At 68.2% G+C, this 15838-nt stretch carries 17 protein-coding genes; 9 read left to right on the plus strand and 8 right to left on the minus strand.

The annotated features are described in order from the left end of the window. Positions 1–75: 75 nt before the first annotated feature. Positions 76–1275 carry a DUF885 domain-containing protein gene (locus ABZ909_RS01945; protein WP_356995724.1) on the plus strand — a complete coding sequence of 400 codons (1200 nt, stop codon included), beginning with the start codon at positions 76–78 and terminating at the stop codon, positions 1273–1275. A gap of 572 nt (positions 1276–1847) precedes the next feature. Beyond that, the gene (glyA, locus tag ABZ909_RS01950) at positions 1848–3143 is read left to right on the plus strand and encodes a serine hydroxymethyltransferase (RefSeq protein WP_354833434.1); all 1296 of its coding nucleotides are present in this window, start codon (positions 1848–1850) and stop codon (positions 3141–3143) included. 95 nt (positions 3144–3238) lie between these two features. Here the strand turns inward: glyA and ABZ909_RS01955 are convergent, their stop codons facing one another. Both ABZ909_RS01955 and ABZ909_RS01960 read right to left on the minus strand, forming a co-directional pair. Continuing rightward, on the minus strand, positions 3239–3547 hold the full coding sequence (locus ABZ909_RS01955; protein WP_356995725.1) for a glutaredoxin domain-containing protein: 309 nt from the start codon (positions 3545–3547) through the stop codon (positions 3239–3241). Between the two features lie 178 nt (positions 3548–3725). Next, positions 3726–3998 (minus strand): hypothetical protein, encoded by a 273-nt coding sequence (locus ABZ909_RS01960; RefSeq protein ID WP_356995726.1) that lies wholly within the window; start codon positions 3996–3998, stop codon positions 3726–3728. Between the two features lie 22 nt (positions 3999–4020). On the opposite strand from ABZ909_RS01960, the gene ABZ909_RS01965 reads away from it, so the two are divergent. The 4 genes from ABZ909_RS01965 (at position 4021) to ABZ909_RS01980 (ending at position 7728) form a co-directional block, all read left to right on the plus strand. Further along, positions 4021–4407: a DUF488 family protein gene (locus ABZ909_RS01965; RefSeq protein WP_356995727.1), complete on the plus strand. Its 387-nt coding sequence runs from the start codon at positions 4021–4023 to the stop codon at positions 4405–4407. A 288-nt stretch (positions 4408–4695) separates the two neighbouring features. Continuing rightward, positions 4696–6039, plus strand: coding sequence for a PhoH family protein (locus tag ABZ909_RS01970; protein ID WP_356995908.1), 1344 nt, complete (start codon positions 4696–4698; stop codon positions 6037–6039). Positions 6040–6233: 194 nt separating this feature from the next. Continuing rightward, positions 6234–6755 (plus strand): esterase, encoded by a 522-nt coding sequence (locus ABZ909_RS01975; RefSeq protein WP_356995728.1) that lies wholly within the window; start codon positions 6234–6236, stop codon positions 6753–6755. Between the two features lie 115 nt (positions 6756–6870). After that, positions 6871–7728, plus strand: a complete 858-nt coding sequence (locus tag ABZ909_RS01980; RefSeq protein WP_356995729.1) for an acyl-ACP desaturase — start codon at positions 6871–6873, stop codon at positions 7726–7728. Positions 7729–7836: 108 nt separating this feature from the next. Here ABZ909_RS01980 and ABZ909_RS01985 read toward each other — a convergent pair whose 3' ends face one another. After that, the gene (locus ABZ909_RS01985) at positions 7837–8259 is read right to left on the minus strand and encodes a limonene-1,2-epoxide hydrolase family protein (protein WP_356995730.1); all 423 of its coding nucleotides are present in this window, start codon (positions 8257–8259) and stop codon (positions 7837–7839) included. A gap of 74 nt (positions 8260–8333) precedes the next feature. After that, the gene (locus ABZ909_RS01990) at positions 8334–9062 is read right to left on the minus strand and encodes a TetR/AcrR family transcriptional regulator (RefSeq protein WP_356995731.1); all 729 of its coding nucleotides are present in this window, start codon (positions 9060–9062) and stop codon (positions 8334–8336) included. A 105-nt stretch (positions 9063–9167) separates the two neighbouring features. On the opposite strand from ABZ909_RS01990, the gene ABZ909_RS01995 reads away from it, so the two are divergent. Continuing rightward, a complete protein-coding gene (locus ABZ909_RS01995; RefSeq protein ID WP_356995732.1) occupies positions 9168–10352 on the plus strand; it encodes an FAD-dependent monooxygenase in 1185 nt (394 codons plus the stop codon). Positions 10353–10415: 63 nt separating this feature from the next. On the opposite strand, the gene ABZ909_RS02000 is transcribed toward ABZ909_RS01995, so the two are convergent. Together ABZ909_RS02000 and glpX are read right to left on the minus strand one after the other, a co-directional pair. Beyond that, a complete protein-coding gene (locus tag ABZ909_RS02000) occupies positions 10416–11822 on the minus strand; it encodes a class II fumarate hydratase (RefSeq protein ID WP_356995733.1) in 1407 nt (468 codons plus the stop codon). Between the two features lie 155 nt (positions 11823–11977). Next, entirely contained in the window at positions 11978–13009 is a 1032-nt protein-coding gene (glpX, locus tag ABZ909_RS02005) for a class II fructose-bisphosphatase (RefSeq protein WP_356995734.1), read from the minus strand. 128 nt (positions 13010–13137) lie between these two features. Between glpX and ABZ909_RS02010 the strand changes: the two genes are divergently transcribed. Continuing rightward, on the plus strand, positions 13138–13719 hold the full coding sequence (locus tag ABZ909_RS02010; protein ID WP_356995735.1) for a DUF4245 domain-containing protein: 582 nt from the start codon (positions 13138–13140) through the stop codon (positions 13717–13719). A gap of 48 nt (positions 13720–13767) precedes the next feature. Continuing rightward, complete coding sequence (locus tag ABZ909_RS02015) at positions 13768–14112, plus strand: DUF4440 domain-containing protein (RefSeq protein WP_356995736.1); 345 nt, start codon at positions 13768–13770, stop codon at positions 14110–14112. Between the two features lie 3 nt (positions 14113–14115). On the opposite strand, the gene ABZ909_RS02020 is transcribed toward ABZ909_RS02015, so the two are convergent. Together ABZ909_RS02020 and xseA are read right to left on the minus strand one after the other, a co-directional pair. Then, the gene (locus ABZ909_RS02020) at positions 14116–14340 is read right to left on the minus strand and encodes an exodeoxyribonuclease VII small subunit (protein ID WP_040861248.1); all 225 of its coding nucleotides are present in this window, start codon (positions 14338–14340) and stop codon (positions 14116–14118) included. Positions 14341–14410: 70 nt separating this feature from the next. Next, entirely contained in the window at positions 14411–15640 is a 1230-nt protein-coding gene (xseA, locus tag ABZ909_RS02025; protein ID WP_356995909.1) for an exodeoxyribonuclease VII large subunit, read from the minus strand. Positions 15641–15838: the final 198 nt, after the last annotated feature.

A 15838-nucleotide genomic window follows, 5' to 3' on the forward strand; every position in this document is an offset into this window, starting at 1 on the left:
AGCGGGGGAGCGGAGGGAGGGAAGAATCGAGACCTCCCGGGCCGCGAACCCGCCCGGAGCGAAGCGGAGGGCAAATTGAACAGAGCGCATCCACTGGTCACCGAATATCTGCGGCTGGGTCTGGCATTCGACCGGCTCGAAGAGGGTTTCGTGGACGCCTATACCGGCGATCCCGCCCTGCGCCGCGAGGTGGAGAACGCGGTCGCGCCGGAGCCGCGCGACATCGCGCACCGGGCCGCCGCGCTGCGCAAGGAGTTGCCCGAGGCGGGCCTCCCCGCGGAACGCGTCGAATTCCTGGAGGCGCACCTGCGGGCAATGGAATGCTCGGGTCGCAAATTCGCCGGGGAGGAGATCAACTTCGTCGACGAGGTCCGCGCTTACTTCGACGTCGATATCACCCCCGCCGATACCGAGAACTACCGCGAGGCGCACCGGCAACTGGACGAGGTGCTGCCGGGTGACGGCGAACTGCTCGACCGCATTACCTTGCACCGCCGCCAGGACGAGATTCCGCCCGAACGCCTGAAGGAATGCGTGGCGGCCTTCTCCGGCGCGCTGCGGGAACTCGTCCGCGACCGCTATCCGCTGCCGGACAACGAGCACGTGGAATACGAAGTGGTGGGCGACAAGCCGTGGTCGGGCTTCAACTATTACCTGGGCAACTACCAATCCCGGGTGGCCATCAATTCCGATCTCAAGCAGCACATGTCGCAGTTGCCGCAGCTGATCGCGCACGAGTCCTACCCGGGTCATCACACCGAGCACTGCCGGAAAGAGGCCGGGCTGGTGGGTGCGGGGCAGGCCGAGCAGACGCTGTTCCTGGTGAACACCCCGCAGTGCCTGATGGCGGAGGGGTTGGCCGATCTGGCCCTGAAGTCGATCGTCGGCCCGGGCTGGGGCCGCTGGGCGCAGGAGATCTACGCGGACCTGGGGCTGCGCTTCGATGGCGAACGCGCCGAAAGGATTTCGAACGCGTCCGCGAATCTGATGAGCGTGCGCCAGGATGCCGCGCTGCTGCTGCACGATCGCCGGCGTGACGCCGGCGAGGTGTCGGAATTTCTGCAGCGCTGGAGTCTGGTCACCCCGGAGCGGGCCGCGCAATCGCTGCGATTCCTGTCATCGCCGCTGTGGCGGGCCTATATCTCCACGTATGTGGAGGGGTATCGATTGCTGGGAGGGTGGCTGGACCGGGCAACCGATCCGGAAGATCGGTCCGAGCGTTTTCGCCGTCTCTTGGACGAACCCCTCACACCCGGCGCGATCCGCCGGCTGTGAGGGGTACTCCCCGAACGTCGTGACCGCGGTTTACGCGCCCCAGGTGGCGCAGGAGGCGCCGCCGCTCGACATGGTGCACAGGGTCTTCAGGATGGTGAAGAGGAAGTCGGTGGGGCTGCCGGTCGCGATGTTGAACAGCGTCATGGTGATGAATACCTCGAAAGCTGGGATGGGCCAAGGACACTGGCCCAAAGAGGCCAGCGTTGCGTCACCTTACAGAGATTTGTTGCTCCGCCATAGCCTGATTTCGAAGTGATGTCCACCTCAACCCGCAATTAGGTCGTTTCCCCTGCGCCGATGATTCCTCTGCCCCCAATTTCCGGGGCGGGATCGATCTCGGCACGGCAGGCGGCGGATCATTCCGGCCGACCGGCGGATAGGATGGGCGAACCGCGACTGGCGCACTCGAGGTGGAAGCAACCACCGGGAAGCACCGAAGTCCGGCACCGCGCGCCTGGGTGCCTGGCGATCCCCGAACCGTATTCGGGGTACCCGGACAACGGAGGTGCGCGATGAACGACACAGAGAACCCCCGGATCGGCGCGGCGGAAGCGGCCAATAGACTCGGCGGCGTGACCCAGACGAGCGCCTCCGTCAACAGCCAGTCCCTCGCCGAACTCGATCCCGAGGTCGCGTCCGCGATGGGCGGCGAACTCGCTCGCCAGCGCGACACCCTCGAGATGATCGCCTCGGAGAACTTCGTGCCGCGCGCGGTGCTGCAGGCGCAGGGCAGCGTGCTCACCAACAAGTACGCCGAGGGCTACCCGGGTCGCCGCTACTACGGCGGCTGCGAGAACGTCGACATCGTCGAGGATCTGGCCCGCGCCCGCGTCAAGGAGCTGTTCGGCGCGGAATTCGCCAATGTCCAGCCGCATTCGGGCGCGCAGGCCAATGCCGCGGTGCTGATGGCGCTGATGAACCCGGGCGAGAAGCTGCTGGGCCTGGATCTGGCGCACGGCGGTCACCTCACCCACGGCATGCGCCTGAACTTCTCCGGCAAGCTGTACGAGGTGCACGCCTACGGCGTCGCCAAGGAAGACCACCGCGTCGACATGGACGAGGTGCGCAAGATCGCCCGCGACACCCGCCCGAAGGTGATCGTGGCCGGCTGGTCGGCGTACCCCCGGCACCTGGACTTCGCCGCCTTCCGTGAGATCGCGGACGAGGTCGGCGCCTACCTGTGGGTCGACATGGCGCACTTCGCCGGTCTGGTTGCGGCCGGGCTGCACCCGTCGCCGGTACCGCACGCGGACGTGGTGTCCTCGACCGTGCACAAGACCCTGGGCGGCCCCCGCTCCGGCCTGATCCTGGCCAAGCAGGAGTTCGCCAAGAAGCTGAACTCCGCGGTCTTCCCGGGTCAGCAGGGCGGCCCGCTCATGCACGCCATCGCCGCCAAGGCCGTGGCCTTCAAGATCGCCGGCAGCGCGGAGTTCAAGGAGCGCCAGGAGCGCACCATCTCCGGCGCCAAGATCCTCGCCGAGCGCCTGACCGCGCCCGACGCCAAGGCCAAGGGCATCACCGTGCTCACCGGCGGCACCGACGTGCACCTGGTGCTGGTGGACCTGCGCAACTCGCAGCTGGACGGCCAGCAGGGCGAGGATCTGCTGCACGAAATCGGAATCACCGTGAACCGCAACGCCGTTCCGTTCGACCCGCGCCCGCCGATGGTCACCTCCGGCCTGCGCATCGGCACCCCGGCGCTGGCCACCCGCGGCTTCGGCGACGAGCAGTTCACCGAGGTCGCCGACATCATCGCCGCCGCCCTCACCGGCTCCGCCGACCTGGACTCGCTGCGTCAGCGCGTTTCCACGCTGGCGCAGGACTTCCCGCTGTACGACGGCCTGGAGGACTGGCGCCTGCTGGGCTGACGCCCGCCGAGACCACCGAGAGCCCGCCGCGGTCCGACGATCGCGGCGGGCCTTCTTCGTCGCGGCGAGACTCGTTGCCCGCCAATGTTTCCCGGCTAGAACGACCAGAACTTGCGCGGGCCGCCCGTGAGGCTCGGAGCGTCCGCGGTCACGGTGGCGATCAGCTGCTTGGGATGCGGGTTCACCCAGTTCCGTTCGGAGTCGCCGTCCCGCAGGACGACCGTGGGGACGGTCTCGTTGCCGTCGGCCACCGAGCGGACGAAGGCGGCCGCCTCCTGGTCCTGCCAGATGTCGATCTCGCGGTGGACGATGCCGTGGCGATTGAGCACTCGGCGCATGCGGGAGCAGTAGGGGCAACCCGGGCGGCGGTAGACGACCAGTTCCGGGGTGGCGTCGGTGGTCATGATCGGAGTCTAGGTCCGCGCGGCCGCCACCACCACGCCGGCGGGGCGGGCGTGACGCCGGGGCTGAGAGTCGGCGCCTCGGAATCGAGAATTGCCAAGCGGTGCAGGTGATTCGGCCTCGAGTCCGTCGTGCGTGCCGTGCCGACGGGATTGCCCGGCACGCCCGACGGTTCCTGATTCAGGCGTGTTTGCTCAGGTAGTCCAGATACATCGGGCGCAGCGCCTCGCCGACCTTGCCCTCGCCGGCGTGGAAGTAGTCGTCGAGCAGGGCGGCGGTGTTCCAGATGTCGACCTCGCCCTCGCCCTGATTGCCGGCCGCGACCTCGGCGCCGGGAATCGCTTTGAGCAGTTGCCACAGGAACTTGATGTCGCCGCGCCGGGCTGCCAGCTTCACGGCGCGGTCGTGCAATTCCTTGGTGGGCAGCGTTGCCAGATCCGCAGTTTCGGCCATGACATCGACTGTAATGGAGGGCATGACACAGCAACCCAGGTACCGGGTCAAGCGGGTGTACGACGATCCCGATGCGGACGACGGCCGCCGGGTGTTGGTGGACCGGCTCTGGCCGCGCGGCATCAGCAAACAGCAAGCGGCCATAGACGAATGGGCCAAGGACGTGACGCCGTCGAACGAGCTGCGGAGGTGGTATCACGCCGCACCGGAGACACGCCGCGCCGAGTTCGAGCGCAGGTATCGGATCGAGCTCGGTGCGGACGCAGCGCAGGAGGGGCTGGCGCGCCTGCGGTCGGAGGCCGCAACCGCCCCGTTGACGCTGGTCACGGCCACCAAAGAGGCGGAGCACAGCCATGTTCCCGTGCTGCTGGATGAATTGGATGAAACACACAGAGCGGACTCGCGTTAACGCGATCTTCACCAATGCGCCCCGCAGTCCGGAAGCCGGATCGCGATTTCGGCGGTAGCGTCGGGAGTGCGGGCCGCGTAGGTGTGGCTCGTACGGGAGGTCCTGATCGTGACTGAGCAACTCAGTGCGAGGGGGCCGGCACCCGGCCCTCGGGTCGTACGACCCCAAGGCTGACCGGCCCAGCGAGAACGCTCGCGCGGTGTCGCGCGAGTGGCAAAGGAGCCCACCGTGACTGATGCACGCTCCGTCAACGCTCCCAGCAGGGACGCCGGCTCTGACCAGAGCCCGCTGACCACGACACCGGGAGTTCACGCCTCGCAGTCGGCCGATTCCGGACCGGCGAAAACATTCGTAGTCGACACGTCGGTGTTGTTGTCCGACCCCTGGGCGCTGACCCGCTTCGGCGAGCACCATGTGGTGCTGCCGCTGGTGGTGATCAGTGAGCTCGAGGCCAAACGTCATCACCACGAACTCGGCTGGTTCGCTCGCGAGGCACTGCGCATGCTGGACGACATGCGTCTGGCACACGGTCGGCTCGATCAGCGGGTGTCGGTCGGCACCCAGGGCGGGACACTCCAGGTGGAGTTGAACCACACCGACCCAACCGTATTGCCCGTCGGATTCCGCACGGACACCAACGATTCCCGCATCCTGGCCTGCGCGCTCAACCTGGCCGCGGAAGGGCAGCGAGTCGTGCTGGTGTCCAAGGACATTCCGCTGCGCGTCAAGGCCGGCGCGGTCGGCCTGCGGGCCGACGAGTACCACGCGCAGGACGTCGTCACCTCCGGCTGGACCGGCATGGTGGAACTGGAGGTCGCCACCGGCACCGTCGACAAGCTCTACTCCGACAGCGTCATCGATCTCGACGAGGCTCGGGACATGCCCTGCCACACCGGAATTCGGATGCTCAGCCCGCGCGGCAGCGCGCTGGCGCGGGTGACGCCGGACAAGCGGGTGCAACTGGTGCGGGGTGATCGCGAGGCTTTCGGGCTGCACGGGCGCTCGGCCGAACAGCGCATCGCGCTGGATCTGCTGCTCGACGAGAGCGTCGGCATCGTCTCCCTCGGTGGGCGGGCCGGCACCGGCAAATCCGCGCTGGCGCTGACCGCCGGGCTCGAAGCGGTGCTGGAGCGCCGCTCGCATCGGAAGGTGGTGGTGTTCCGGCCGCTCTACGCGGTGGGCGGACAGGAGCTCGGCTATCTGCCGGGCTCCGAGACCGAGAAGATGGGGCCGTGGGCGCAGGCCGTCTTCGACACCCTCGATGGGCTGGCCAGCCCGGAGGTGATGGAGGAGGTGCAGGCGCGCGGCATGCTGGAGGTGCTGCCGCTCACCCACATTCGCGGGCGCTCGCTGCACGACTCCTTCGTGATCGTGGACGAGGCGCAGTCGCTGGAACGCAATGTGCTGCTCACGGTGCTGAGCCGGTTGGGCAGCGGGTCGCGGGTGGTGCTCACCCACGACGTCGCACAGCGCGACAACCTGCGCGTGGGCCGGCACGACGGCGTGGCCGCCGTGATCGAAAAGCTCAAGGGGCACCCGTTGTTCGCGCACGTCACCCTGACCCGCAGTGAGCGGTCGCCGATCGCGGCGCTGGTCACCGAGATGCTGGAGGAATTCGGGCCCAATTCCTGACGCCCGGTAGTTAGGTTCTGCCCGGTCGGAGAGCGACGCGCCTCCGGCCGGGCAATTCTTTGGCATGTGTGTGAACTCACATGTTGTGGGGTACGTTTCGCTGTAATTCCAGCTCGGATCCCCCTTCGGTGAGTGCTGTCCGATTCGCCGGATCGTAACCGAGTTGTCGGTCAGGATTCGCGGGAGGATGGAAAATGCACCACTTCGTACGACGCACGGCTGGCATCATCGCGGCGCTTGCGGTCGTCACCGCACTCGGCGCGGGCTGCAGCAAGGACGACGACAAGAACTCAGCGTCGTCAACGACCTCGACCACCACCGCGGCCGCGCCGGCCGGCGACACCCACGCCGCCGAAACCAAGATGGCCACCCGCGATGGCGCCGAGATCACCGTCGTCGGCGGCATTCTCGAGAAGTACAACCAGATGGGCGGCGCCACCGGCACTCTCGGCATGCCCACCGGCCCTGCCCAGGACGCGCCCGACGGCGGCATGGTGCAGGAATTCAACGGCGGCGCAATCTACTCCAGCCCGACCCTGGGCACCCATGTGGTGTGGGGTGAGATCCGCAAGGCGTGGGACGACCAGGGCGGCGCGAGCGGCAAGCTCGGCTACCCGGCCAGCGACGAATACGACATCACCGGCGGCAAGCAGAGCGATTTCAGCGGTGGCTCCATCGCCTGGGTGGACAACGAGACCACGGTCACCGAGAAGTAGCCCGGCCGGTCCGGGCCGCCCGGTGACGGCGTCCCGGACCCGGCTGCGGCCATAGCGGATTCGAATACCGCCCGAAGGACCCCCACGTTTGCCCCGATGCCGCTAGGTTGTTCGCGTGCAGAACGTTTTCTCCGATCGGGAACTGCTGGAATCGCTCGCGGCAGAGGTGGAGACCAACCTCGGGCGGCACATCGCCGCCGCCCCCGAGTGGCAGCCCCACGACTATGTGCCGTGGGACGACGGCCGCAATTTCCAGTTCCTCGGCGGAACCGATTGGGAACCGGCGCAATCCGACCTCGGCGAGGTCGACAAGACCGCGCTCACGGTGGGCGTGCTGATCGCCGACAACCTGCCCGCCTACCACCGCGAGGTCGGCAAGTACCTGCGCAGCGGACCGTGGTGGCGCTGGGTCGGCCGCTGGACCGCGGAGGAGAACCGGCACGAGATCCTCATCCGCAACTACCTGATGGTCACCCGCGCCGTCGACCCGGTCGCGCTGGAGCGGATGCGCATGGCGCACATGACCACCGGTTTCCGCCGCCCCGCCATGCACCTGCCCGATGTGCTGGCCGCCTGGGCGCTGGAAGAGACCGCGGCCGCCGTCCGGCACCGCACCACCGCGCGCCTGGCCGACAATGTCATGGTCGCGACCATCGCCGACCGGCTGGCCGCCGACGACGAACTGCAGGCCGTCTTCTTCGCCAACCTGGTCGGCGCCGCGCTCGACCTGGCCCCCGACCAGACCGTGCGCGCCATCGCCGACCGCATCGCCGACTTCCACGTCCCGGTGGTGCAGCTCGCGGACGGCCGCACCAGCGACGAGGTCCTCGCCGAGGCCGGCATCTACGACCGCGCTAACGAAGCCGCACTGGTCTTCACGCCCCTGCTCGAGCAGTGGAAGATCTTCACCCGCACCGACTTCGGTGAGGAAGGCGAGAAGGCGCGCGCCGAACTGGCCCACCTGCGTCCCTGAGCGTTTCCCTGTCCCGCAGAACCTGATCCCGTGCCCAGTGCGCGGTTCGATGCCGACGCCCGCCGCGAAAACGTGGCGGGCGTCGTGCTTTCTGCCGGGGGAGTCGGCTCAGCGGGGAAGGAGTGCGCGCACGACGCCGGTGACCGTGCCGCGCAGGAAGTTCTCCCAGCTGAAGTGGTCGTGCCACAGCGTGATGCGGCCGTCACGGAACTCGAAGGTGCCGCAGACCCAGAACGAGATCTCGACCGGGCCCATGCGCAGATAGTCGGTGCGTTCGGTGAGCACCGTGCCGTCCTCGGTGGCGGCGATGTGATGCATGTCGGCGCGGAAGCCGTAGCGGGGGCTGTTGAGCAGATTCAAGACCCAGCGCACGCGATCCACGCCGCGGATGTCGGGGAGCGAGGTGTTCTTCCAGACGATGCCGGGATCGACCAGCTCCAGGGCTTCGCCGACGATCTTCATTTCCATTGCCGCGAAGAACTCGCGCACCGTGGTGACCGGATCCTGTTTCAGCTCGGGTAGCTCTGGCATGAGCCGAGCGTAGGCCGAAACCGGGCCATGGCACAGATATCCGCGGCAACTACCGTTGTGTCCGTTCGCGGCGGCTACACGCGGGTCGCGATGAGCGCGGCCAGGCCGTCCAGGATGCGGTCGATGCCGAAGGTGAGGGCATTGTCGCGACCGGTCTCGGCCGCGCTGCCGGACATGGTCTCGGCGAAGGCGGCCGCGGCGTGCGGAAAGCGCTGTGCCTGCGCCGACAGCACCGCGCCGAGCTCCCGGGCCAGTTCGCCCTCCAGATCCTCACCCGCCGTAGCGGTCTGCTGGGCGATGCCGCGGGCGTGACCCAGTAGCAGCACGACGGTGTCGAAACACTCGGCCGCGGTCAGGCCGGTGCCGTCCAGCGCGCCGACGGCCGAATCGAGCCAGGCCAGCTCATTCGGGCCCATCGGGCGGACGCCGGTGGCCGCTTCGTTCCCCCAGGGGTGTGCGACGGCGCGGGTGAAGAAGGTCTCGGTCCACGGGCGTAGATAGGTGCGCCAGGGTTCGGGATCGGAATCCGAAGAGGCAGTGGTGTTTTCCGGTGGCACGCCGATGGCGGTGTCCAGCATGACCGCGATGAGCTCGGTCTTGCCGGGGAGGTAGCGGTACAGCGCCATCTTGGCGCAGCCGAGGCGTTCGGCCAGCCGGGCCATGGACAGGTTGGCCAGTCCTTCGGCGTCGGCGAGGTCGATGGCCTCGGCGACGATGCGCTCCAGCGTGAGGGACGGCTTGGGCCCGCGCCGAGGGCGGTCGGGGGAGCCCCAGAGCAGTTCGAGGGTGGTCGGTGCCGGCATGGTCGCCATCCTTCCGGATTCCGGGCTTGACGTGAAACTGCGTCCATCGTACGCTTTTGACACCAACGGCGTCCGAGGGACGCAGTTATCGAAGGAGTCACCGCCATGCGCAACACCACCGTCCTCATCTCCGGAGCCAGCGTCGCCGGTCCCGCCCTCGCCTACTGGCTGCACCGCTACGGTTTCCGGGTGACCGTGGTCGAGAAATCGCCCGCACTGCGCGCCGGCGGCCAGGCCATCGACTTCACCGGCCAGACCCACATGACCGTGCTCGAGCGCATGGGCGTGCTGGACGACATCAAGCGGCGGCAGACCGGCAAGACCGACTGGGTGCTGGTCGACCAGAACGGCGTCGAGCAGGCCGTGCTGGCCGGGGAGTTCCTCGGCGGCGATATCGAGATCCTGCGCGGCGACCTCGCCCAGATCCTCTACAGCCGGACCGCGGGGGAGTGCGAATACCTCTTCGGCGACACCGTCACCGCGCTGCGGGAGACCGGCGACGGGGTTTACGTCGAATTCGAGAACGCGCCCGCGCGAGTCTTCGATCTGGTCTTCGGCTGCGACGGCATCCATTCACGGGTGCGGAAGCTGGCCTTCGGGCCGGAGGCGGACTTCGTCACGCACGACGGCTACTACTACGCCATCGCGGGAGCCTCGGTCTGGGAGGACATGCCGGAAGGGAATCGGTCCCGCGCCAGGTCCCTCGGCTGCAATACCCCGGGCCGGCTCGCCATGACGGGCGGTAACAAGGCCGCGCAGATGTACCTGTTCGCCTCGCCCGAAATCGATTACTCGCGTGACGATTTCGATGCGCAACGCCGCATCGTCGCCGATCATTTCGCCGGAATGGGCTGGGAGGTGCCGCGCATGCTGGCCGAACTCCCGCGCCTGGACGGCTTCTACCTGGACGCCATCGCCAAGGTATCGATGCAGCATTTCACGTCGGGTCGGGTGGCGCTGGTCGGCGACTCCGCGCATGGTCACACCCTGAATGGATTCGGCACCGGTTCGGCGATTGTCGGGGCCTATGTGCTGGCCGGTGAATTGGCCGCGGCCGACGGCGATCACACGGTGGCATTCGCTCGCTACGAGGAGGTCATGAAGCGTCTGCTGCGCAAGTCCGACGATGCGAGCCCGGGCCGATTCCTGGCGCCCCGGACCGCACGCGGTCTGCGCCTTCGCAATTGGTTCGTGCGTTCGCGCGGCTTCAAGATGATGGCGAAGTACGCCGAGAACGCCAAGAACGACATCGATCTGAAGAACTACCCGGACATGGTCGGGGCCGCTTGAACCCCTGGCGTGGGTGTGGCAGCCACCGCCACACCCGCTGAGCCGCACGCCGAGTGCGACGCCTTATTCGTTCTTTCCATCCACCTGCGCCATGGAGAGCACATCCAGCCGGCGATCCAGCTCCTCGACCGAGAGCTTGTCGCCGATCAAACCGCGATCGATGACCGTCTGCCGGATCGTCTTGTGCTCCTTCAGCGCCTGTTTGGCAACCGCCGCGGCCTCCTCGTAACCGATGGCGGAATTCAACGGGGTCACGATCGACGGCGAGGATTCCGCCAGCCGCCGCAGCCGGTCCACATCGGCGACCAGGCCGCTGATGCATTTGTCGGCGAACAGGCGGGAGACATTGGCCAGCAGGCGAATCGACTCCAGCACATTGCGGGCCATCATCGGAATGTAGACGTTCAATTCGAATGCGCCGTTGCCGCCGCCCCAGGCGATCGCGGCATCATTGCCGATGACCTGCGCGGCCACCTGCGTAACCGCTTCCGGCAGTACCGGATTCACCTTGCCCGGCATGATCGAGGAACCCGGCTGCAGGTCCGGCAGCTGCAGCTCGGCCAGGCCGGTGAGTGGGCCCGAACCCATCCAGCGAATATCGTTGGCGATCTTGGTCAGGCTGATCGCGACCGTGCGCAGCGCACCGGACAACTCCACCAGGCCATCGCGGGCGGCCTGCGCCTCGAAGTGATCGAGGGCTTCCGACAGGTGATCCAGATCGGTCACCCGGGACAGCTCCGCAACGACTTTCGCGCCGAAACCGGCCGGCGCGTTCAATCCGGTGCCGACCGCGGTGCCGCCGATGGCCAGCTCGCCCACCCGGGGCAGGGTGGCCAGCAGGCGCTCGATGCCCGCGCTCACCTGCCGGGTGTAGCCGCCGAACTCCTGGCCCAGGGTGACCGGGACCGCGTCCATCAGGTGGGTACGGCCCGACTTGACCACGTACTTCCACTCCTGGGACTTGTCCAGCAGCGCCAGCCGCAGATGATCCAGGGCCGGGACCAGATCCTTGATCACGGCCTCGGTGGCCGCGAGATGCGTTGCGGTGGGGAAGGTGTCATTGGACGACTGCGACATGTTCACGTCGTCGTTGGGGTGCACGGTGACGCCGTCGCGGGCGGAGATGCTCGCGATCACCTCGTTGGCGTTCATGTTCGAGCTGGTGCCCGAACCGGTCTGGAAGACATCGATCGGGAACTGGTCGTCGTGGCGGCCGTCGGCGATTTCTGCCGCCGCCGCGATGATGGCGTCGGCCTTGGCCTTGTCCAGCAGACCCAGATCGCGATTCACGGCCGCGCAGGCAGCCTTCAGCAGACCGAGTGCGCGAATCTGCGCGCGCTCCAGGCCGCGCCCGCTGATCGGGAAGTTCTCCACCGCCCGCTGGGTCTGCGCCCGCCACAGCGCGTCGACGGGGACGCGGACCTCGCCCATGGTGTCGTGTTCGATGCGGTACTGCGTCTCCTCGCTCATGAACCCGACCCTATGCCCGCCGCGCACCCCGTGGGGGTGCCACGCCTGAGGGAATCCGCACAGCGCCTGCGGGAATAGGACATCGCCGCCGGCCCCCGGAGACAGCGCCGCCCCGGTGGACGGATCCACCGGGGCGGCAAGCTGTTTCGCTCGGATCAGGGGAGCGGCGGGGTGGCGTGCTCGTCGCCGACGAAGTCCACCGACGCGTACTCGCGCAGCTTGGTCAGCCGGTGATAGGCGTCGACCATGCGGATGGTGCCGGACTTGGCGCGCATGACGATGGACTGGGTGTACGCGCCGCCACCGTAGTAGCGGACGCCCTTGAGCAGGTCGCCGTCGGTGACGCCGGTGGCGCTGAAGAAGACGTCCTCACCGGAGACCAGGTCCGTGGTGTTCAGGATGCGGTCCAGATCGTGGCCGGCGTCGATGGCCTTCTGGCGCTCGGCGTCGTCCTTGGGGGCCAACTTGCCCTGCAGCGCGCCGCCCAGGCAGCGCATGGCGGCCGCGGCGATGATGCCCTCGGGGGTACCGCCGATGCCGATCAGCATGTCGACGCCGGACTCCGGACGGGCACAGGCGATGGCGCCGGCCACGTCGCCGTCGGAGATGAGGCGGATACGGGCGCCCGCGTCGCGCACGGCCTTCATGTGCTCGGCGTGGCGGGGGCGGTCCAGGATGCACACGGTCAGGTCGGAGACCGAGGAGTTCTTGGCCTTGGCGACCCGGCGTAGGTTCTCCGCGATCGGGGCCGATAGGTCGATCACATCGGCGGCGTCGGGGCCGACGGCGATCTTCTCCATGTAGAACACGGCCGAGGGATCGAACATGGCGCCGCGCTCGGCGACCGCCAGCACGGAGATCGCGCCCGGGGAACCCTTCGACATCAGGGTGGTGCCGTCGATCGGGTCGACCGCGAAATCCAGTTCCGCGCCGGTGCCGTCGCCGACCAGCTCGCCGTTGTACAGCATGGGCGCTTCGTCCTTCTCGCCCTCACCGATCACCACGATGCCGCGCATGGAGACCGTCGCGACCAGCTGCCGCATGGCGTCCACGGCCGCACCGTCGCCGCCCTCCTTGTCACCACGGCCGACCCAGCGGCCAGCGGCCATGGCGCCGGCCTCGGTGACCCGGACCAACTCGAGCGCTAGGTTGCGGTCCGGTGCCTCGCGGCGGCTGGATGCGGTCATGACGAGAGCCTCCTTGTTGTCTAAAAGCTGGGTAAATTGTCGCATTGCGGTTTGCGGCCCCCGGCACGTACTTACGTTTCCCGAGACCGTGAGCTCGGTCGCACCCGCGTCCCGTGGATACTGAGTGCGTGTCGTACCAAAAGCCGCGCAGTCAGAACGACTACAAGGACCTGATCTGGTCGCTCGCTCCGCTGGTGCTGATCTGCCTGGTCATCGCCGGGATCGCGAGCCAGTGCTCGTTCTCCACCGGCGGTCCGACCCAGGGCAACATTCCGAACTTCGATGCGAAGGCCGCGCTCACCGACGACGCGCGCCACCTGTCCTTCCCGATCCGCCTGCCGGCCCTGCCGGACACAGATCCGGACAAATGGACTCCGAACTCGGGCAGCCACGACACCATCGCCGGGACGGGTGGCGGTGACACCAGCACTGTCGGATTCATCACCCCTCAGGGCACATACATGCAGCTGACGCAGTCGAACGCGACCGTCGACGCCCTCGCCAAGAAGTACGCGCCCACCAAGACCGGGACCGGAACCCAGCGCTACGGCGACCACATGTGGAGCGTCTACGCCGAGCCCGGCTCCGAGCCCGCGTGGATCAGTGACTTCGGCGACGTCCGTGTGCTCATCAAGGGCGCCGGCAATGCCGCCGCCTTCGGCACCCTCGCCACCGCCATCGGCCAGGCGCAGCCGCTGCCACGCAGCTGATTTCGTAAATCGCTCGACCGGGGCGCGGGCATCCGCTGCGATGAGGACATGAACGTTCTCGACGAATTGCGCTGGCGGGAGCCGATCTTCCACCGCCCCGAGCATGGCGTGGACTTCGCGGCCATGGTCGCCGACGAATTCTGGGAGATCGGCGCGTCCGGGCAGCGCTACGACCGCGACCTCGTGCTCGAGGTACTGGCCGAGCGACAGCGGACACCGTCGGAGGACGTCTGGGAGACCAGCGAATTCCGGTGCCAAGAACTGGCTCCCGACCTCTACCTGCTGACCTATCTACTGCGCCGGCTGGACCGGGTCAGCCGGCGCGCGACCGTCTGGCGGCGCGTCGGCCCGGACTGGCAGATCGTTTTCCACCAGGGCACGGTCGTCGCCTAGCGGTCACTCCTGCTGGGTGCGGTGGGCGAGGGCGTCCTCGACGCGCTTGCGGGCGCCGGCCAGATGCTGCTCACAGCGGGAGGCGAGGGCCTCGCCGCGCTCCCACAGGGCCAGCGAGTCGTCGAGATCCATGCCGCCCTGCTCGAGCATCTTGACGACATTGACCAGTTCATCGCGGGCGCGCTCATAGCCGAAGGTGGCGATCTCGGCGCGTTCGTCGTCGGTCATACGGTGTCCTTTCTGGCGTGGGCGGGGCGCTCCATGGTTACGCTTCGCTGCCGCTTCCGGGCCTGACCGCTCACGCCGTGTCCTTCCGAGTCGGGCGGGGAGCCAGGGATTGGGCGCCGAGGGCTGCGGCGGAGATGGCGCCGTCGGCCACCCGGATGCGGAGCTGGGTGCCGGGCGGGGAGTCCTCGATGGCGCGGACCACCTCGCGGTCCTTGCCGTTCACCCGCTGCACCACGGCGTAACCGCGGGCCAGGGTGGCGGCCGGGCCCACCGCGGAGAGTTTTTCGCGCAGGTGCCGGGTGGTGGTGAACTCACCGTTCAGCAGGTGGTCCACGGCCCGCTGGGCGCCGGCGCGCAGCCGCTCCACCTCGTCGTGGCGCTGATCGAGCAGACGTAGCGGGTCGGCCAGCACCGGGCGGGAACGTAATTGGGTCAGGGCGCGGGCCTCGCGGTCCACCCAGCCGCGTAGGGCCGCGTTCGCACGGGACCGAAGTTCCTGCAGCAGCGCGGTTTCGGCGGCAGCGTCGGGAACGATGCGCTTGGCGGCGTCGGTGGGGGTGGCGGCCCGCAGGTCGGCGACATAGTCCGAGATCGGATTGTCCGGCTCGTGGCCGATGGCGCTCACGATCGGTGTTTTGGCGGAAACGATGGCGCGGCACAGGGTTTCATCGGAGAACGGCAGCAGATCCTCGACGCTGCCGCCGCCGCGCGCCAGCACGATCACATCCACCTCGGGATTCGCGTCGAGCGCGGCGACGGCCTCCAGGATCTGCGGCACCGCGGTCGGGCCCTGCACGGCGGTATTGCGTATCTCGAAACGCACCGCCGGCCAGCGCTGCGTGGCCACCGTCACCACATCGTGCTCGGCGGCGCTGGCGCGGCCGGTGATCAGGCCGATCCGATTGGGCAGGAACGGGATCGGGCGCTTGAGCCGCGGATCGAACAGGCCCTCCGCCGACAGCAGCGCCTTCAAGCGCTCGATGCGGGCCAGCAGCTCGCCGATGCCCACCGGCCGAATCTCGGTGACCCGCAACGACACCGTGCCCCGCCCGGTGAAGAACGACAGCTTGCCGTACACGACGACCCGGCTGCCCTCCTGCAGCGGCACCGCCGAATTACGCAGCAGCTCCGGATCACAGGTCACCGACAGTGACATGTCCGCCGCCGTATCCCGCAGCACCAGAAAAGCCGTCCGCGTCCCCGGCCGCACATTCATCTGGGTGATCTGCCCCTCCACCCAGACCGCCCCCAGCCGGTCGATCCACTGCGCCACCTTCACCGCGACGGTCCGCACCGGCATCGGGTTCTCGGCGGACGAGCTCGGCGGCCGCGGCGTCGTATCGGTGCTCACCGCACGATTCTGTCAGTGCCCACCGACGCCCGGCACGCACTGCCCGCCGACACGGGATTCGCGCGCTGCCCCGGCGCGCGAATCGCCGGTGAAAAGAAACGCCGACCACCCGGGTGGTAGCCCGAGCGGCCGGCGCTGGTCGAGGAC

It is taken from the genome of Nocardia sp. NPDC046763, from assembly GCF_040645495.1.
Taxonomy (GTDB): domain Bacteria; phylum Actinomycetota; class Actinomycetes; order Mycobacteriales; family Mycobacteriaceae; genus Nocardia.